The sequence below is a fragment of the Embleya sp. NPDC056575 genome, assembly GCF_042793325.1.
Taxonomy (GTDB): domain Bacteria; phylum Actinomycetota; class Actinomycetes; order Streptomycetales; family Streptomycetaceae; genus Embleya.
Genome location: NZ_JBHTVA010000123.1, coordinates 1 through 18,070, shown reverse-complemented (window position 1 = coordinate 18,070; position 18,070 = coordinate 1). Strand labels below are relative to the sequence as shown.

Here is an 18,070-nt window from a genome sequence, read left to right as displayed (position 1 = left end):
ACCCCACGACGGGGAGCCGATCGCCCTACAGTGCGCCGACGCCGTGCAGGAACGCCTTCGTCTTCTCCGGCTCGTACATGAACTCCTCGAACTCCGCCGGGTTGTCGAACGCGCTCATGATCGCGTCGCAGACGGCCGGACAGTCGTTGCCCGCGCCCATCAGCATCCGCACGTGCTCCGGCGGGGCGCCGAGCAGGGCGGTGGAGAACTTCACCCCGTGCCGGGCGCGCTCCCAGAACGTGGCGAAGAGCGACTCCATCCAGCCCGCGTCGAACGGCCGGTCCCCGTGCGCCACGATCGCGTTCAGGTACAGGTCGGCGGCCCGCGCGGCGTTGTTGGCGCCCTGGCCGCTGAGCGGGTCGTTGGTGACCAGCACGTCGCCGATGCCCAGGGCGACTCCGCCGGAGGGGAGGTGGGCGACCGGCTTGCGCACGACGGGGGAGAAGCCGCCGCTGAGCACGCACATCGGGTCGGTGAGTTCGGCCCGGCTGATCCGGTCGTGGTCCCACGGCGCGAACTGTCGGACCACATCGCGCATCAGCGTCCAGTAGGCCTGCGGGTCGCGCACACCGCCGAACACGTCCAGCGGTCCGCCGGGGATCGCCTCGAGCAGGATGATGTCGCACGGCCCGGACAGGGTCAGGCCCGGGAACATGATGATCTCGCCCGTCTCGGGGATGGCGTTGACGTGCAGCGCGTCGTGTCCCACCGCCGGCCTGGGCGTCGCGCCGTGGAAGTAGGCGACGGCCAACTGCCGCTGCGGGGTGGTGAATTCGGACTTCTCGTGGTCCCGGTCGAACATCGACACCAACTCGCCCTTGCCGGCGGCCACCACCACGAGGTCGTAGGCGCGGGTGAACCAGTCGATGTCGGACACCGCGACCGGGTGCACCACCAGGTTGCCGCCCCGGGCCACGAACAGCTCCATCCAGGCGGGCATCTTCATCCGCTGGTCCACCGACTGCGCGCCGCCGAGGTCGCCCAGCCAGTCCACCACGGGCGTGCCGTCCGGGCCGGGGATGGTGAAGCCCGCCCGGTCGATCGGCGGGACCCGGTCGGCCCACAGGTCCAGCCCGTGCGGCCGTTCCAGGGCGATCGTCGACGGCATCATGATCTGCGTCGAGGTCACCCGGCCCGCGCGTATCTCGTCGGGCGTGCGCTCGGTCATCACGGTCACGTCGTAGCCGTGGGCGAGCAATCCCAGGCCGAGCTGGAGCCCGGATTGGCCGGCACCGACGATGAGGATCCTGCGCATGGCTGAAGTCCCTTCCCCTGATCAAGTCGCATGCATCGTATGGCTCGCGCTGCGTGTTCACGGGGGCACCGACGGGAACTCGCGGGCCGCCGACCGGAGATGGGGCCGCGCGGGTCGGGGATCGGGGGTGGGTCGGGATACCGGGGGGTCGGCGGGCTTCGGGCGTCGACGTCAGGGGTGCGGCGCCGTCCACCGTTCGGGGGCGCTCCAGCCGGAATCGCGGTCCCGGTCGTCCCGGATCCGCACGCTCCAGTAGTACGTGGTGCCCGACTCGTAGCGGAACCCCGACGGCCGCACCCGGGAGTGCTGCGCGGAGTGCACGACCCCGCTGTCCCACACGTCCGGGTCGACGCCGCCGGCGAGCACCGTGTCCAGCGAGAGCGGATCGGCGGAGATGACCAGCCGGTAGGCGCGCTGCGCGCGGTCGTGGCCGAGGTCGCCGTAGCGGACCGCCCAGCCGATCCCGCCCGCCCCGGTCCGCGCCTGGTCCGATACCGCGACCACGGTCGGCGCGCGTCGGGACGCCGGCGATGCGGAGCGGGCCGCGTACCCGAGCAGGCTGCCCGCCAGGATCGCACCGGTGACCAGCACCAGGCCCGTGAGCAGCACCGGACCCACCCGTCCCACGCGTCGTGCCGACCCCACGAGCACTCCCCGTCCCAGGCGGCGGATGATCACGCGACCCTAGACATGTGACACGCGTCACCGGAAGCCCCCGCGACCGGCGCGCGGAGCGTCGCCGCCGACGCGCGGGGGAGGTCGTATCCGGGTTGCGTCCGGGGCGGGGTCGGCGAGCAGGCAGGATAGACGGGTGACTCTCATCGATCTGCTCCCCGCCGAGGCCGACCCCGACGCCCTGTACGAAGCCTTCGCCGCGTACGCGGAAGAGCGCGGCCTCACCCTGTACCCCGCGCAGGAAGAGGCGCTGATCGAGCTGGTCTCGGGCAACAACGTCATCCTGAACACGCCGACCGGCTCCGGCAAGAGCCTGGTCGCCGCCGGCGCGCACTTCGCCGCGCTGGCCCGCAAGGAGCGCAGCTTCTACACCGCGCCGATCAAGGCGCTGGTGTCGGAGAAGTTCTTCGACCTGGTGGCCCAGTTCGGCACCGAGAACGTCGGCATGATGACCGGCGACGCCTCGGTCAACGCCGGCGCGCCGATCATCTGCTGTACCGCCGAGGTGCTGGCCAACATCGCGCTGCGCGACGGCGCGGACGCGGACGTGGGCCTGGTGGTGATGGACGAGTTCCACTTCTACGGCGACCCGGACCGGGGCTGGGCCTGGCAGATCCCGCTGATCGAGCTGCCGAGGGCGCAGTTCCTGCTGATGTCGGCGACCCTCGGCGACATGGACCACTTCCAGGCCGACCTGAAGCGGCGTACCGGCCGGTCCACCACGATCGTCAAGTCGGCCACCCGCCCGGTGCCGCTCTACTTCTCCTACCGGGTCACCCCGCTGCACGAGACCATCGAGGAGTTGCTGACCACGCGTGAGGCGCCGGTGTACATCGTGCACTTCACCCAGGCGTCGGCGGTCGAGCGGGCCCAGTCGTTGATGAGCATCAACATGTGCACGCGCGCCGAGAAGGACCAGATCGCGTCGGTGATCGGCCGCTTCCGGTTCACCACCAAGTTCGGCCGCCAGCTCTCGCGCTGGGTGCGGCACGGGATCGGCGTGCACCACGCGGGCATGTTGCCCAAGTACCGCCGGTTGGTGGAGCGCCTCGCCCAGGCCGGGCTGCTCAAGGTGATCTGTGGCACCGACACCCTCGGCGTCGGGGTCAACGTGCCGATCCGCACGGTGTTGTTCACCGCGCTGTCGAAGTACGACGGCCAGCGGGTGCGCCGGCTGCGGGCGCGCGAGTTCCACCAGATCGCCGGGCGCGCCGGGCGGGCCGGGTACGACACGGTGGGCAACGTGGTGGCGCAGGCCCCGGAGTACGAGATCGAGAACCTCAAGGCGCTGGCCAAGGCCGGCGACGACCCGAAGAAGCGCCGCAAGGTGGTGCGCAAGAAGGCCCCGGAGGGTTTCGTCGGCTGGAACGAGGAGACCTACACCAGGCTCCAGGAGGCCGAGCCGGAGCCGCTGGCGTCCCGCTTCCGGGTCACCCACGCGATGCTGCTCGCGGTGATCAACCGGCCGGGCAACGCGTTCGAGGCGATGCGGCACCTGCTGGTCGACAACGACGAGCCGCGCGCGCAGCAGTTGCGGCACATCCGGCAGGCGATCGCGATCTACCGTTCGCTGCTCGACGGCGGCGTGGTGGAAAAGCTCGACGCCCCGGACGAGGAGGGCCGCATGGTGCGGCTCACCGTGGACCTCCAGGCCGACTTCGCGCTCAACCAGCCGCTGTCCACCTTCGCGCTGGCCGCGTTCGACCTGCTCGACCCGGAGGCGCCGACCTACGCGCTCGACGTGCTCTCGGTGGTCGAGGCGACCCTGGACGACCCGCGGCAGATCCTGGCCGCGCAGTTGAACAAGGCCAAGGGCGAGGCGGTCGGGCAGATGAAGGCCGACGGCATCGAGTACGAGGAGCGGATGGAGCGGCTGGCCGACATCCAGTACCCGCGTCCGCTGGAGGAACTGCTCGAACACGCCTACGCGATCTACATGCGCAGCCACCCGTGGGTGGGCGACCACCCGCTGTCGCCGAAGTCGATCGTGCGCGACATGTTCGAGCGGGCGATGACGTTCGGCGACTACGTCGGCTGGTACGAACTCGCGCGCACCGAGGGCATCGTGTTGCGCTATCTGGCGAGCGCGTACAAGGCGCTGAACCAGACCGTGCCGGACGACGCCAAGAACGAGGACCTGCACGACATGATCGCGTGGCTGGGCGAACTCGTCCGCCAGGTCGACTCCAGCCTGCTCGACGAGTGGGAGAAGCTGGCCAACCCCGACGCCACGCAGGAGGAACTGGACGACATCGAGGGGCGGACCACGCCCGTCACCGCCAACGAGCGCGCGTTTCGGGTGCTGGTGCGCAACGCGCTCTTTCGGCGGGTGGAACTCGCCGCGCTGCGGCGCTACTTCCAGCTCGGCGAGTTGTCCGAGCAGGAGGGCGACACGGCGTGGGACGCGGAGCGTTGGCAGGACGCGCTGGCGGACTACTGGGACGAGCACGACTCGATCGGCACCGGTCCCGACGCGCGCGGGCCCAAGCTGCTGCAGATCACCAAGGAGGACTCGGCGTGGCGGGTCCGCCAGGTGTTCGACGACCCGGCGCAGGACCACGACTGGGGCATCACCGCCGAGGTGGACCTGACCGAGTCGGACGAGACCGGGCGGGCGGTGGTGCGGGTGGTCGCGGTGGACCGGATGTGAGGGTCGGCGGCGGCCGGGACGGGACGCGCGGGGCGCGGGTGATTGCGGTGGATCGTATGTGAGTTCGGGCAGACTGGGGCGATGACCAAGAAGCGGCTCGCCGTCGACGCACACGGCTCGATCCTGTCCCGGAACTCGCACAATTCGGTGTTGTCGATCGGGTCGGAGGGTTCGGTGCTCTCGATCGGCTCGGTGGGCTCGGTGTTGTCGATCGGCTCGGTCGGTTCGGCGCTGTCCTTCGGGTCGGTCGGCTCGACCCTGTCGTGCGTGTCGATCGGCTCGTTTCTGGGGGTGGCCTCGGCGTTCTCGGCGCAGTCGGTGTGGTCGGCGTTCTCGTTCCAGTCCAGCGGCGGCCTGTTCGACGTCCACAACCGGCGCTGCGACGCCCGCCGGGCGGCGTTGCCGGTGGCGGTGGCCGTGGCCGCCCTGGCGACAACCGCCGCACTGAGCCGCCGGTCCCGCTGACGGCTCGGACGCCGTCCGCCGCCGGGAGCTCGATGGTCACGTCACGGCCCCGGCGGTGGCGGACGCGTGCTCGCAGCGTGGATCGCCCGGCTCAGTGGACCCTGGCCGCGGCGTCGCGGAGCAGGCCGGGGACCAGGCGGCGGTGTACGGCGGACAGCGGGGGCCAGATCAGCCGGCCGAGGGTGCGGTCGTAGCGCAGGAAGGTCCCGAGTGAGATCCGCCCCTCGCTCGTGCGGACGACGAGGTTGGCGGTGAGGTGTGGGGACGCCGTCTCCAACCGGATCCAGTCCTCGCCGCGTTCGGCGACGCGCCAGCCGGCCACCGTTTCCGGCGAGCGGCCGCGGGTGAGGCGCAGGCCGAGCAGGCCGCGCCAGATCAGGCGTTCCCCGGTGTTGGGGACGTCGCCGAACATCGCCCGGGCCCACTGCTCGGGTGTGGCGTCGCTGGCCGCGTCGGTGGCGAGGGTGAACACGTCGACGTAGTCGAAGTCCGGCATCGAGGTGAGGGCGTGGAACGACGGGGGCATGTCCTTCCGGCCCACGACACTGTCGACGGTGGCCGCCGGGGTGCCGCCTTCGGGGTGCGGGCGGCCGTACTCCCGCCAGGCGCGTTCCCATTGCCGGGTCAGCGCCGGGTAGACGACGAGATATCGGAACGGCGCGATGGCGGCCATGTACAGCCGGCCGAAGGTGCCGTTGGGCTTCACCAGGACCGCCATGCGCAACTCGTGGTCGCCGCCCGCGGTCGGCACCCATCCGAGGTGCATGATCGTGTGGACGGTCTTGTTCACCAACTCGCGGGCGCACTCGGTGTCCAGCTCGTACACGGGGGTGAGCGGTATCGTCTCGGACTCGAAGCCCGGGTTGTCGCCCATGTCGGCGGGCAGGCGATCGCGCAGCGACGGAACCCGTGCCCCGACACCGGCCTTCGGCTCGTCCCAGCCGAGCAGGGCGCCGATCTTCCAGCGCGCGGCGAACAGGAACCGGGCCGGCGCGCTCTGCTTCGCGGGCCCGCCGGCCGCCCGCAGCGCGGCGAGCATGGCCGGGAAGTCGTCCGGTCCGGCGCCGGGTGTGCGGAACGACCACACGTCCTCCACTCGGAAGTCGCGGGTGAGTTCGTGGATGCGCCACGGCTGATCGGTGTACGCGGTGTGGGGGAGCTTCACGGGCAGAACCGCCTCGAATGCGCGATATACGGGTGCGTATAGAATGAGGTTAGCCGTTTATACGGCTCCGTACATCGGCATCGAAAGTGAAGTGGGGCACATGGTGGGAACGCCGCGCACGCCGCGGGATCGGTGGGTCGAGGAGGGCCTGCGCGCCCTGGCCGCCGGCGGTCCGGACGCGGTCCGCGTAGAAGCGCTGGCCAAGCGGCTCGGCGTCACCAAGGGCGGGTTCTACGGCTACTTCGCCGACCGCGGCGCCCTGCTGGAGGCGATGTTGGAGACGTGGGAGCGGGAGAGCACCGACGAGGTGATCGACCGGGTCGAACGCGAGGGCGGAGACCCGAGGACCAAGATCCAGCGCGCGGGCGCGCTCACCTTCTCCAGCGACCGCCTGCTGCCCCTGGACCTGGCCATCCGCGACTGGGCCCGTCGCGACGAGGCGGTCGCGGAGCGGCTGCGACGGGTGGACGCCCGGCGCATGGCGCTGCTGCGCGAGATGATCGGCACGTTCTGCCCCGACCCGGACGAGGTCGAGGCCCGCAGCCTGATGGCCTTCGCGATGGCGATCGGCGCCCACTTCCTGGACTTGGACCACGGCCCCCGCACCAAGGCCGAAGTCCGAGCCCACGCCGCCGACATCCTCCTCGCCCGCCCCCGGCCGAAGCCCTGACGCGGCCCCGCCCACGCGGAACGAGCCACGGCATCCCCCGCGTTCGGCCGTTGTGGCCGTCGTCGCCTGGATAGCTTGTCGTCATGGGGTCGGCCGGCCCCGGGGAAACGGGGGACGACATGCGATTCCTGGAGCGGGAACGTGCCACGACGGCGAAGCTGTTGCCGGGGCTGGACGAGAGCCTGCGGGCGGTGCCCCTCATGGAAATGGAGGGCCCGGACGCGCCCGGCATCGAACTGTTCCGCGACAGCGGCGGTCCCGGGCTGGTGGTGCCGTCCGTCAGCCAGGGTCTGGGGGCCACCGCTCTGGACGCCCTACGGGTGCAGCGGGCACTGGGCAGCAGGTCGCCCTCGTTGGCCGTGGCCACGACCTCGCACCACTTCGCGATGGCCCTCATGGCAGGTCTGGTCACCGACCAGGGCCTGGAGTGGATGCTGGTCGAGGGGGTGGCCGCCGGCAACCGCCTCGCGGCGACCGACCTCGCCGAGGAGCGCCCCGACGCCGGAATCCTCTCCGCCTCGACGACGGCCACGGAGGGGCCCGACGGGGTGCGGATCAGCGGGGCCACGCGCGCGGGCGCCCTTGCCCGGTCGATGGACCTGCTCGTCGTCGGTGCCACGATCGCCCGCTCGGACGGGTCGGGCGACGAGCTCGCGGTGGCGCTGGTGCCGGCGGAGACCGAGGGTGTGAACGTCGGCGGAACGGACGCGACGAGGGAGCAAGTCACCCTCGACGACGCCCTCGTGCCGCCCGAGTTGGTGGTGCGGGCCTCGGACCTCGGCGGGCAACTCGACGCACGGCTGGGCGCGGCCTTCGCCTGGTTCCAGGTCCTGATCACGGGCAGTTGCCTCGGGGCCGCCGACGCGCTGGTCGAGCGGGTGCTGCTCGACGGCCGGGTGCCCGAGTCCGAGCGGGTCCGACTGGTGGCGGAGGTCGAGGGCGCGATGTCGGCCGCCGAGGGCATCGCCCGCCGGATCGACGACGGCGACGCGGACGCGTCGACGCCGGCCCACTCGCTGTACGTCCGGTACTGCGTGCAGGACACCCTCTCCCGGGTGGTCCCGCGTGCGGTCGAACTCCTCGGCAACCTCGACTCCGCCGCCTCCGCAGAAGTCGCCCACCTGACCACCTGCGCCACCGGACTGGCCCTGCACCCACCGACCCGCGCCCGGACGACCGGCCCCCTGGCGGCGTACCTGACCGACGGCCGCCTCCCCCTCACTTGACCCGGACAACCCGGCATCGGTCAGACGGGCCGGGTCATGGGCCCGGCCCGGTACATCTCGGCGGCGGGCGCGGTGGTGGTCTTGTCGGCGAGGGCGCCGTAGTCGTATTCGACCATCCACCGATCGCCGTCGTGCCATACGCGGGTGATGGTGCCGAGGTGGTGGTGCCGCCCGCCGTCGAGCTTGCGCCACAGGTGCTCGCCGACGGACCAGGGGGAGGGGTGGACACGAGTTCTCCCGGAACACGAAACGGAACCAAATCGGCGGCGGTACGCGCACGGTGCAGGATCATCCGCACATAGCCGGGCGAGAACCCGACCACGTAGGCGATGACTTCGACGGACACTCCGCCCCGGTGCGCATCACCGACCGCGCCCCGAAGCGCCGCCCCGGCGACACGACATTGCCGGCGGTGCGCATCCCGCCAACGGCGAGACGCCGTCGCGGGATCCGGCAGCCGCCCGTGAAGCCACTCACGCTCGGCAGCGGCGGCGGCGAGGCGCACGAGGGCGGCCGGGGGGTCATGGGGTGACGGGAACATGGCCCTCCTCGCGGCGGCGATTCGGTGGCCCGGCCCAGGCGGGCGGGACCGACGCCGCCCGCCGGAAAGGGGCGGGGCGGACGGCGCAATCGGGCATGGTTCAGCCGCCCGAGTTCGAAATCCGACCCATCGGTGGCCTGGGGAGTGTGCGCACCAGATACCCGCGACCTTCGGTCAACAACATGGCCAACTCGTCACGCGTTACATCCATGGGTGCACGGCCCGGGGTGAGGATCCGAATCGGACGAGCCTCGTCCCCGGATGGTCCCACCTTCACCCGGTCGGGGGATTGCATCGCCACCGTCTCCACTCCTGAGGTCGCCGCAAGTTGCATGTCACCAGGGAACTCCGTTGAACAGGTTCCGCAAGGAGCCTCCACGTGGGCCCTTGGGTGGGCCACACTGGGGGCCGGCAGTACGACATGTGCACTATGTCGGGGGCGACCATGTATGAGCACGAGCCCGTCGGCGCGCTGATCGCGCGCGTGCGACGGCAACAGGGCAAGACCCAACAACGCCTCGCCGATCTGCTGTGCGAGGCGTCCGGCGACGCCACGGTCACCAGGCACGAGGTCTCGCGTTGGGAGCGCGGCACCCGCCTGCCCACCCGATGGTTGCCCTGGATCTCGATCGTCCTCGGGATCAGCCGGGACGAACTCGAAGTCGCTGCGGCCCCGTTGCGCGGGCGCCGTGGCCAAGTCGGATCGACGACGCCGGGTTCGGCCGAACCCTGGTGCACCGAAGAATGGACTCGGGCCGACGTGGAGGCCGTCGCCCACGCCCTCACCGCCGATCACGCCGAGGGGCTCGCCGCGCGGGTGGCGCATGAATGGCTGCTCGCGGACACGCCCCAGGTATACGAGATGCGCTCCGGGAGGCGTGTCGGAGCCGCGCTCGCCGACACCATCCGCCTCCGTTGCGACCGCCTTCGACGCATGGACGACGTCGTCGGCGGCACCGACCTCTACCCCGCCATCGTCACCGAGCTCGCCGGCACCCTTCGCGTGCTCCGCGAAGGTGCCTACACCGACGGGACCGGCCGGGCCCTGTTGACGGTGGGCGCCGAACTCGCCCAGCTCGCGGGGTGGGTGGCGTCCGATCTCGGGAGGCATGCACAAGCCGAGCGCGACTACCTCGCCGGCGTGCGGCTCGCGCACGGCGCGGGCGACCGGCCCCTCGCGGCGAACCTTCTGTCCACGCTCTCGTACCAAATGGCCAACACCGGCCGGGAAGCCGAGGCCGTCCTGGTCGCCCGGTCGGCGGAGGCGGGAGGCCGGAGGGAGGCGACCGCCGACGTGCGCGCACTCCTGCTCGAACGCGTGGCATGGGCCCACGCCCGAGCCGACCAACCCCGCGAGTGCGACCGGGCACTCGGCGCCGCCGACGACGCGTTCGAGCGCGGTCGACCGGGCGACGAGGAGCCCGAGTGGGTGTACTGGCTGAACCGCGACGAGATGGACGTCATGGCCGGTCGCTGCTACACCGAACTCCGCAGACCGTTGCGTGCCGAGCCGCTGCTGCGCGGCGCCGTCGACCGGTACGACGCGAGACACACGAGGGAAGTGTCCCTCTACCTGTCGTGGTTGGCCGAGGCGTACCTCCAGGCGCGCGAAGTCGACGAAGCGGCCGGAATCGCGATGCGGGTACTCGACATCGCGGCCGGCATCGACTCGGCGCGCAGCCACGCCCGGCTGTCCCTATTGGCCGCTCGGCTCGCTCGGCATGGATCGGCTCCGGCGGTGCGCGAGTTCCGTGACCGGTTCGCAGAAGTCGTTCCGTAGCCCGCACGACACGCTTCGAGGACTACAGGCAAGGAGCATGGTGTGGCCGGCGACGATCGTGCGGTGGCGAACTTCCTCTTCGAGGTGGGGGCGCTGAAGAACCACAAGCGCACCGGGTGGTGGATCGCCGGGGTCAAGGATCCGGAGAGTGTGGCCGAGCATTCGTGGCGGGCTGCGCTTTTGGCCTCGGTCATCGCCGAGTCGGAGGGTGCCGATCCGGCGCGGGCCGCGTTGTTGAGTCTGTGGCACGACACCGGGGAGAGCCGTACCGGGGATCTCGCGCACATCAGTCAGAAGTACGTCGGCAAGGGTGACGCGGTGGCCATCGTCGCGGACCAGTCCAAGGGCATGCCCGCCGGTCTGGGGGCGCTGATGCGGTCGATCGTCGGCGAGTACGAGGCGCGTGAGACGCCCGAGGCGATCTGCGCGGGTGACGCGGACAAGTTGGAGTGCCTGGTGCAGGCCATCGAGTACCGGGACCAGGGGTACGCCAACGTGGAGCGCTGGATCGTGAACTCGCAGAAGCGGATTCGGACCGAGTCCGCCAGGCGCATCGCGGCCGAACTCCTGGAGACCGGCTCGCTCGACTGGCTCCGCGATGCCATGGGCGAGTCGTAGCAGCGAGCGCCCCACCTCGCGACTGCCCGGCGCATAGGTTCGGAACCGCGTTGCCCGGCCGTGCGATCGGGGGTCCTTCGGTGAATCGTGTGTTGTATCTCGTCGTCTGTGCGGCGGGGCCTGCGCCGGGTGTCGTGGCCCTGGTTCGGGACGCGGTCGAGCGGGGGTGGGATGTGTGCGTCATCGCGACGCCGGCGGCCGAGAGTGGTGGGTTCGTTGATACGGCTGCCGTCGAGGACGCTTCGGGGCGGGCCGTTCGGCACCGCTACCGGCGTGCCGACGAGGCCGGGCGGTGGCCGAAGGCCGATGCCGTGGCCGTGGCGCCCATGACCATGAACACCCTCGCGAAATGGGCCGACGGGCACGCCGACACCTACGCGCTCGGCGTCCTCACCGAAGCCATCGGCCTCCGCCTGCCCATCGTCGCGCTGCCGTTCTGGAACGCCGCGCAGGCCGCCCACCCCGCCGTCGACCGGGCCGTGGCCACGCTGCGCTCCTGCGGCGTGCAAGTCCTTTACGGCGAGCCGCACTTCGTCCCACATCCACCGGGCACCGGCGGCACCCGCATCCCCGCCTACCCCTGGCACCTCGTCCTCGACGCCCTCGCCGAGCGCTGATCGGGGCGGGCTCAGTCCAGGTCCATCTCCTCCGCCCGCTTCGGGCTTGGGTGCCAGGTGGGGCCGGGGGTGCGCTTGGTGCCGGCGAAGGCGGTGAGGTCGTAGGCGGATTCGGCGTGTACCGCCAGGTCCAGGCCGCGTTGTTCGTGGTCGGCGTGGGCGCGGAAGCCGATGGTGCGGTCGATCACCTTGGCGATCGTGTACGTCACGCCGAAGGAGAACGCGGAGACCACCACGATCGCGACCAGCTGCTTGCCGAGCAGCTCCGCGCCGCCGCCGTGCAGCAGGCCCGCCGGTCCGCCCGTGACGTCCTTCGCCGCGAACAGGCCGATCAGCAGCGTCCCGACCACGCCGCCGACGTAGTGCACGCCGACCACGTCCAGCGAGTCGTCGTAGCCGAAGCGGTGCTTCCAGCCGACCGCGAAGCTGCACAGGACGCCCGCCACGAGGCCGATCACCATCGCGCCCGGCAGGTCCACCACACCGCACGCCGGGGTGATCGCGACCAGGCCCGCGACCGCGCCGGAGGCCGCGCCGAGGGTGGTGGCGTGTCCGTCCCGGCGCTTTTCCACCGCGAGCCAGCCGATCAGCGCGGTACATCCGGCCGCCTGCGTGTTCACCAGCGCCTGCGCGGCGAGCCCGTTGGCGCCGAGCGCGGAGCCGCCGTTGAAGCCGAACCACCCGAACCACAGCAACCCCGCGCCCAGCACCACCAGCGGCAGGTTGTGCGGCCGCATCGGATCCCGCTTGAAGCCGATCCGCGGGCCGAGCACCAGCGCCACCGCCATGCCCGCCGCGCCGCAGTTGATCTCCACCACCAGGCCGCCCGCGAAGTCGAGCGCGCCGAGACGGTGCGCGATCCAGCCGTCGGGGCCCCAGACCCAGTGCGCGAGCGGAACGTACACGCAGGCCACCCACACGGCGCAGAAGAGCACCCACGCCTTGAACCGCGTCCGGTCCGCGATCGCCCCGGAGATCAGCGCCACCGTCAGGATCGCGAAGGTCAGCTGGAAGGCCATGAACAGCAGTTCGGGCACCGTGCCGTGCAGGTCGGTGGGCTTGGTGCCGGCCATGAACACGCTGCCGAGGTCGCCGAGCAGACCGCCGCCCACGTCGCCGCCGAAGGCCAGGCTGTAGCCGAAGGCGATCCACACCACGGTCACCACCGCGATCGCCACGAAGCTCATCATCAGCATGTTCAGCACGCTCTTGGCCCGCACCATGCCGCCGTAGAAGATCGCCAGGGCGGGGGTCATCAGCAGCACGAGCGCGGTGGCCACGAGCAACCACGCGGTGTCTCCGGCGTTCAGGGCGTCGGGGGCGACGGCGACGGTCATGCGGCTCCCTCATGGGCCTGATGGGGTTTCAGGTCAGGGTGCGCAGCGCGGGTTTCCTGGCGTATACCCCGGTGTTACACGCGGGTTAAGTAACCGGCCGTGTGTTACGCGGGCATTGCCCGATGGTGAGCGGGCGTGCACGGGGTGAGCGCCACGACACGCCGGTGAAACACCGATGGCCGAGCCGGCTTCACTCCGGCGCCCGCCCGCCCGAGCGCCGGGTGACCAGCCGGGCCACCGCCCCCAACCGCTCGCCGTAGTCGCCCACCCGGCGGCCCGTCACGGCCTTCAGGCCGTTGAGCGTGAGGGCCACCGCGACCCGCCCGGCGGCGTCGAATACCGGGGCGACCAGGGTCGAGATGTCGTAGGTGGTGTCCGGGTCGACCGCGATCAGCTCGTACTCCTCCTCGCCGAGCGCCGCGACCAGTTCGGCCAGCCGGTCGCGCAGCGGCGGTGCCTCGCGGGGATGTTCGGCCATACGCTCCAGCGTGTCGCCGATCCGGGTCCGGGTCGGGCTGTCCAGGGTGATCGAGTAGCCGCGCTCGCGGACCGCGCCGAGCGTGGCGGGCAGGTGGATTCGGGCGGTGCCGCGTACCCGCTCGTCGAGCCGGTCCAGCCAGGCGTCCACCTCCGCCGGCGTGGACCAGGCGTGGAAGACCTGCCCGAGCGGCGGCACCATGCGCAGTCGCTGTCCCACCCGGACGTCGGCGGACGCCAGTTGCGGCCGGCCCTCGACGGCCAGGATCACCACCTCGTCGCCGATCGCCACACTCGCCACCAGCTCGGTATCGAACTCGCCTGCCAACGCGCGCAGTTTGGCCCGAGCCAGGTCCACCGCCCGGTTGCCGCGCAGCGCCGCGTCGCCCAGCGCGATCGGCGCCGGCCCCAGCTCGTACGTCTTGCGGCGCGGATGGCGCACCAGGTAGCCGCCGTCCTCCAGCGCCTGGAGCACGGAGAGCGCGGAGGCCAGGTTGATGCCGAGCGCGGTGTGCAGCTCGGACAGCGTGTACGCCTGGCCCGGGTGGGCGGCGAAGAAGTTCAGGATCTCCACCGAGCGAGCGGCGGCGAGGGCGGGACGAACCATGAGGGCGACTCTCCGACCCGGCGGGCATCTTGTGGCCGATACCTCGCGGGGCCACACTCGGCAACACGAAATACGGGATTCGGAAACACTTTTCGATATATCGAAACATACCGCCTCCGCAGCCGGCCCCGGGAGTCGCCCCATGAAGCTCGACGTGCTCTACGAAGTGGACGTGCCGCGCCCCTGGCCCGGCGAACACCCGCACGGCCAGCGGCGCGCCGAGCAGCGCGCCTACCGCGAGGCGGTGGAGCAGATCCGGCTGGCCGACCGCATGGGGTTCCACACCGTCTGGGCGGTCGAGCACCACTTCCGCGAGGGCCGCTCGCACATGCCGGCCTCCGAGGTCTTCCTCGGCCACCTCGCCGGCCTCACCGAGCGCATCCGGATGGGCTTCGGCGTCACCCTCACCCCGTTCGGCTTCACCCCGCCGCAGCGGATCGCGGAGAAGGTGGCCACCGTGGACATCCTGTCCGGCGGCCGGGTGGAGTGGGGGACGGGGCGCTCCACGCCGATGGAGCAGACCGCGTTCGGCGTGGACATCGCCCGCTCCCGCGACGACTGGCGGGAGGCGATCGAGATCGTCACCGGCATGTGGCGCGAGGAGTACTTCGAGTACGCGTCGGAGCGGTTCACCTTCCCGCGCCGGATGGTCACCCCCAAGCCGTTCCAGGACCCGCACCCGCCGTGCTGGATGGCCGCCACCTCGCAGGGCTCGGCGGAGATCGCCGGTCGGTCCGGCCTGGGCATGTTGTCCTTCTCGATCATGCAGCCGCTGGAGACGATGGCCGCCCAGGTGGCCGCCTACCGCGCCGCGGCGGCCGACCCCACACCGCTGACCGACGTGACCACGAACAAGGTCGCCGCGTACACGCTCGTGCACACCACGGCCGGAAAGCGGGTGGATCGCCGGGTCTGGGACTCGGTCGCGTGGTGGTACAAGAACCTGGCCATGTTCACCCTGGAATGGGAACTGCCGCACCTGACCCCGGAGGAGCGGGACCGCACCTTCCCGCTCCTGAAGCCGCTGTTCGAGGGCGAGGTCCCGGTGGACACCTTCGACGCCGCCGACATGATCGTGATCGGCGACGTGGACACTTGCGTACGCAAGCTCAAGCGCTACGCGGACCTGGGCGTGGACGAGTTGATCTGCTACGTCCAGTGGGGCTTCCTGGAGCACCGGGAGATCATGCGCACCCTCGAGATCCTCGGCAAAGAGGTCATCCCGGAACTGGAGAAATACCGACCGAACACATAGTGGGCGGACTCGGTCGGTTGCCGATGGTTTCCGGCGCCGGCGGGCCGAGCCCGAGACCGAGCGGCCGGCCGCCGGTGCCCGCCGCGGCTGAGCGTGACTCGGCTCGGGGGCGGGACGTGCGTCACGATTGCGGCTCTCGTCCCCCCGCCGCGTCCGCGCGTTGTACGGTCCGTGAGTGACAGTCACATCACTCGCGACGTGGCCCGTCGACTACCCGAGCGACTACGCGGTGGTCGACGTGGAGACCACGGGGCTGCGGAGTTCGGATCGCATCGTTTCGGTGGCCGTGGAGGTCCTGGATCGACACGGCACCGTCACCGATCGTTGGTCGACGCTGGTGGATCCCGGGCGTGATCCGGGACCGGTGCACATTCACGGGCTGACCGCCGAACGGCTGTCCGGGGCACCGACGTTCGACCGCATCGCGGAGGATCTGGCCGAGTATCTGGCCGGGCGGGTCCTCGTCGCGCACAACGCGCCGTTCGACTGGCGGATGTTGACGTCGGAGTATCGGCGGCTGGGCACGGCGTGGCCGATGGAGCGTCGGCTGTGCACGACGGCGCTCGCGCGACACCTGGAACTGCCGGTCGGCGACTACCGGTTGGCCACTCTTGCCGAGTACTACCGGGTTCGCCGACTGCGGGCGCACGACGCGGTGGACGACGTGCGGGTGCTCTCCGAGATCTTCCGGTACGGCCTGCACGAGGCGGCCGGCGTGGGCCTGCCGCTGCCGCTGACCGCGCCCGGCGACGAACCGGGGCAGCGCCGCGCGGCGATCGCGCGCGGTCGCGACGCGGAACGTGGCACGCCGGCCAAGGCGCCGTGTCCGTGGGTGAATCCGGGTCGGCTCGACCTCGGCGTCGGACTGGTCCAGGGGATGCGCGTGGTGTTCACCGGCGAGACCGAACGGCCGCGCGAGGCGTTGGAACTGCGTGCGGCCGAGGCCGGGTTGTACGTCACCGGCTCGGTCAGCGGCAGGACGTCGGTCCTGGTCACGAACGACCCGCGTAGCGGCAGCGGCAAGAACCGCCGGGCGGCGCAGTCGGGGACGCCGGTGATCGACGAGGCGACGTTCGTCGAGCTGGTGGCCCGGGTGCGGCCCGGGACGGCGCGGGTCGGGGTGGTGCCGGCGCCGCGTGGGGAGGGTGGGCCGGTGGGGGACGCGGGCGGCTCGGCGGGGGTGGTGGTCCCGGAGCGGGCCGACACCGGTGCCGCGCGCGGCCCGGCCCGAGCCGTGGCCGTCCCCGCCGAGGCTGTCGCCGCGCCGGATCCGGCCCGGGCCGCCACCGCCGGCGCGCCCGAACCACCCCGCGCCGGCGCCCGTACGGCCGTGCGTCAGGTCCTGGTCCTCCAGGGTCGCGACGAGCATCTGGACGGCGGCCGGGTCCGGCAGCTCGTCCTGGACTCCGGGGCCCGGCTTCGGATCAACCTCACCTCGACCGTGGACACCGTGGTGGTGCTGCCCGGCGCGGCGGCCGACCCCCGGATCGCCCGGGCCGAGGCGTTCGGCGCGGTGTGTCTGACCGAGGCCGAGTGGTCCGCGTCGGTGGCCGCGAGTCCGGCGGCGCCCGCGACGCCCGGCCGGCCGGACACCGGCCATCTGCCGCGCGGGGGCACTGTCGAGTTGCCCGGCGGCGCCGACCCCGGCCGGTGGACGCTGAACGCCTCGTGGGCCTGGGATCGCCCCGACGAGGAGATCGACATCGTGGCCTTCCTCCTCGACGAGCACGAACGGGTACGCGGCGACGCCGACTTCGTGTTCTGGAACCAGCCGGCCGCGCCGCTGGACCTGGTCGTACTCGACACGTCGGGGCCGGCCGAGCAGACGGTCACGCTCGAACTGGACGTGCTGCCGCGTGACGTACGTCGCGTCGTGATCGCCGCCGCCGTCGACGGGACCAGTACGTTCGACGCGGTCGGGCCGATCGAACTGGACGTCGCGCCGTTCCAGGGCACCGCGTTCCGCCGTTCGGTGCTCGACGCCGCGACGGTGGAACGGGTGCTGCTGCTGGGCACGTTCTACCGTCGGGGCACGGGTTGGAAGTTCCGCACCGAGGGCCAGGGCTACGAGTTCGACCTCGCGGGCCTGGCCGCCTCCTTCGGCGTGGACATCGCGTAGAACCGGTCCGACTCATCGACATGACGACGACCCGACCGGCCGGTAACCGGAGTGCGATTCGGTCGCCGGGCGGCGGAGTGGTTTGCTTGACCCGGCCGACAGCAATCGAGGGCAAGGAGTGGTCATGGCGCAGGTCAGGGCAACCGCACACACAACTGTGGCGGCGGAACCGGAGGCGGTTTTCGCGGCCGTCGCGGATTACGCGGACGTGCGACCCAAGCTGCTCACCGAGCACTTCTCGGAGTACGACGTGCGCGAGGGCGGCAAGGGCGCCGGTACGGTCGCGCACTGGCGGCTGCAGGCCACCAGCAAGCGTTCGCGCGACTGCCTGGTGACGGTCACCGAACCGGCACCCCTCACGCTGGTGGAGACCGACGCCAATTCGTCGATGGTCACCACGTGGACCGTCTCGCCCGCCGGCGCGGGCAGCCGGGTCGAAATCGTCACGGTGTGGAACGGGGCCGGCGGCATCGGGGGCTTCTTCGAGAAGACCTTCGCGCCGGCCGGGCTGAAGCGGATCTACGACGGCGTCCTGGCGAAGCTGCCCGACGCGCTCTGACGAGCCGGAACGGCTCACGCGCGACGGAAGAGGCCGCCGGCCCCACCTCGTGGT

Annotated in this window: 15 protein-coding genes and 1 pseudogene; 10 read left to right on the top strand and 6 right to left on the bottom strand. The window is 71.5% G+C overall.

The genetic code is table 11. The annotated features are described in order from the left end of the window. Positions 1-25: 25 nt before the first annotated feature. Positions 26-1,255: a styrene monooxygenase/indole monooxygenase family protein gene (locus ACFRCG_RS47040; RefSeq protein WP_380042824.1), complete on the bottom strand. Its 1,230-nt coding sequence runs from the start codon at positions 1,253-1,255 to the stop codon at positions 26-28. Positions 1,256-1,426: 171 nt separating this feature from the next. Further along, positions 1,427-1,900: a hypothetical protein gene (locus tag ACFRCG_RS47035; RefSeq protein WP_380042823.1), complete on the bottom strand. Its 474-nt coding sequence runs from the start codon at positions 1,898-1,900 to the stop codon at positions 1,427-1,429. Between the two features lie 166 nt (positions 1,901-2,066). Here ACFRCG_RS47035 and ACFRCG_RS47030 point away from each other — a divergent pair, with 166 nt between their 5' ends. Both ACFRCG_RS47030 and ACFRCG_RS47025 read left to right on the top strand, forming a co-directional pair. Further along, a complete protein-coding gene (locus ACFRCG_RS47030) occupies positions 2,067-4,580 on the top strand; it encodes a DEAD/DEAH box helicase (protein ID WP_380042822.1) in 2,514 nt (837 codons plus the stop codon). Positions 4,581-4,661: 81 nt separating this feature from the next. Beyond that, entirely contained in the window at positions 4,662-5,045 is a 384-nt protein-coding gene (locus tag ACFRCG_RS47025) for a hypothetical protein (RefSeq protein ID WP_380042821.1), read from the top strand. 91 nt (positions 5,046-5,136) lie between these two features. On the opposite strand, the gene ACFRCG_RS47020 is transcribed toward ACFRCG_RS47025, so the two are convergent. Together ACFRCG_RS47020 and ACFRCG_RS47015 are read right to left on the bottom strand one after the other, a co-directional pair. Next, positions 5,137-5,541 carry a DUF2867 domain-containing protein gene (locus ACFRCG_RS47020; protein WP_380042826.1) on the bottom strand — a complete coding sequence of 135 codons (405 nt, stop codon included), beginning with the start codon at positions 5,539-5,541 and terminating at the stop codon, positions 5,137-5,139. A gap of 87 nt (positions 5,542-5,628) precedes the next feature. Then, a pseudogene (locus tag ACFRCG_RS47015) lies at positions 5,629-6,210 on the bottom strand (DUF2867 domain-containing protein); the annotation flags it as partial. Positions 6,211-6,310: 100 nt separating this feature from the next. On the opposite strand from ACFRCG_RS47015, the gene ACFRCG_RS47010 reads away from it, so the two are divergent. The 5 genes from ACFRCG_RS47010 to ACFRCG_RS46990 all read left to right on the top strand — a co-directional run bounded on the left by ACFRCG_RS47010 (position 6,311) and on the right by ACFRCG_RS46990 (position 11,662). After that, on the top strand, positions 6,311-6,880 hold the full coding sequence (locus ACFRCG_RS47010; RefSeq protein WP_380042820.1) for a TetR/AcrR family transcriptional regulator: 570 nt from the start codon (positions 6,311-6,313) through the stop codon (positions 6,878-6,880). A 119-nt stretch (positions 6,881-6,999) separates the two neighbouring features. After that, entirely contained in the window at positions 7,000-8,106 is a 1,107-nt protein-coding gene (locus ACFRCG_RS47005) for an acyl-CoA dehydrogenase (RefSeq protein WP_380042825.1), read from the top strand. A gap of 986 nt (positions 8,107-9,092) precedes the next feature. Beyond that, positions 9,093-10,427 carry a transcriptional regulator gene (locus ACFRCG_RS47000; protein ID WP_380042819.1) on the top strand — a complete coding sequence of 445 codons (1,335 nt, stop codon included), beginning with the start codon at positions 9,093-9,095 and terminating at the stop codon, positions 10,425-10,427. Positions 10,428-10,469: 42 nt separating this feature from the next. Next, positions 10,470-11,045 carry an HD family hydrolase gene (locus ACFRCG_RS46995; RefSeq protein ID WP_380042818.1) on the top strand — a complete coding sequence of 192 codons (576 nt, stop codon included), beginning with the start codon at positions 10,470-10,472 and terminating at the stop codon, positions 11,043-11,045. Positions 11,046-11,125: 80 nt separating this feature from the next. Further along, positions 11,126-11,662, top strand: coding sequence for a flavoprotein (locus tag ACFRCG_RS46990; protein ID WP_380042817.1), 537 nt, complete (start codon positions 11,126-11,128; stop codon positions 11,660-11,662). Between the two features lie 11 nt (positions 11,663-11,673). Here the strand turns inward: ACFRCG_RS46990 and ACFRCG_RS46985 are convergent, their stop codons facing one another. Both ACFRCG_RS46985 and ACFRCG_RS46980 read right to left on the bottom strand, forming a co-directional pair. Next, entirely contained in the window at positions 11,674-12,999 is a 1,326-nt protein-coding gene (locus tag ACFRCG_RS46985; protein ID WP_380042816.1) for an ammonium transporter, read from the bottom strand. 190 nt (positions 13,000-13,189) lie between these two features. Further along, positions 13,190-14,083, bottom strand: a complete 894-nt coding sequence (locus ACFRCG_RS46980; protein ID WP_380042815.1) for an IclR family transcriptional regulator — start codon at positions 14,081-14,083, stop codon at positions 13,190-13,192. Positions 14,084-14,225: 142 nt separating this feature from the next. On the opposite strand from ACFRCG_RS46980, the gene ACFRCG_RS46975 reads away from it, so the two are divergent. The 3 genes from ACFRCG_RS46975 (at position 14,226) to ACFRCG_RS46965 (ending at position 18,016) form a co-directional block, all read left to right on the top strand. Beyond that, positions 14,226-15,338 (top strand): LLM class flavin-dependent oxidoreductase, encoded by a 1,113-nt coding sequence (locus ACFRCG_RS46975; RefSeq protein WP_380042814.1) that lies wholly within the window; start codon positions 14,226-14,228, stop codon positions 15,336-15,338. A gap of 175 nt (positions 15,339-15,513) precedes the next feature. Continuing rightward, positions 15,514-17,457, top strand: coding sequence for an exonuclease domain-containing protein (locus tag ACFRCG_RS46970; RefSeq protein ID WP_380042813.1), 1,944 nt, complete (start codon positions 15,514-15,516; stop codon positions 17,455-17,457). A gap of 124 nt (positions 17,458-17,581) precedes the next feature. Further along, a complete protein-coding gene (locus ACFRCG_RS46965; RefSeq protein WP_380042812.1) occupies positions 17,582-18,016 on the top strand; it encodes an SRPBCC family protein in 435 nt (144 codons plus the stop codon). The last annotated feature ends 54 nt before the right edge of the window (positions 18,017-18,070 follow it).

Excerpts from the sequence above, each read along its gene's own strand:
- ACFRCG_RS47000 (WP_380042819.1), top strand. The coding sequence starts at position 9,093 with ATGTATGAGCACGAGCCCGTCGGCGCGCTGATCGCGCGCGTGCGACGG.
- ACFRCG_RS47025 (WP_380042821.1), top strand. The coding sequence starts at position 4,662 with ATGACCAAGAAGCGGCTCGCCGTCGACGCACACGGCTCGATCCTGTCC.
- ACFRCG_RS47040 (WP_380042824.1), bottom strand. The coding sequence starts at position 1,255 with ATGCGCAGGATCCTCATCGTCGGTGCCGGCCAATCCGGGCTCCAGCTC.
- ACFRCG_RS46965 (WP_380042812.1), top strand. The coding sequence starts at position 17,582 with ATGGCGCAGGTCAGGGCAACCGCACACACAACTGTGGCGGCGGAACCG.
- ACFRCG_RS46985 (WP_380042816.1), bottom strand. The coding sequence starts at position 12,999 with ATGACCGTCGCCGTCGCCCCCGACGCCCTGAACGCCGGAGACACCGCG.
- ACFRCG_RS46980 (WP_380042815.1), bottom strand. The coding sequence starts at position 14,083 with ATGGTTCGTCCCGCCCTCGCCGCCGCTCGCTCGGTGGAGATCCTGAAC.
- ACFRCG_RS47005 (WP_380042825.1), top strand. The coding sequence starts at position 7,000 with ATGCGATTCCTGGAGCGGGAACGTGCCACGACGGCGAAGCTGTTGCCG.
- ACFRCG_RS47020 (WP_380042826.1), bottom strand. The coding sequence starts at position 5,541 with ATGCCGGACTTCGACTACGTCGACGTGTTCACCCTCGCCACCGACGCG.
- ACFRCG_RS47010 (WP_380042820.1), top strand. The coding sequence starts at position 6,311 with ATGGTGGGAACGCCGCGCACGCCGCGGGATCGGTGGGTCGAGGAGGGC.
- ACFRCG_RS46975 (WP_380042814.1), top strand. The coding sequence starts at position 14,226 with ATGAAGCTCGACGTGCTCTACGAAGTGGACGTGCCGCGCCCCTGGCCC.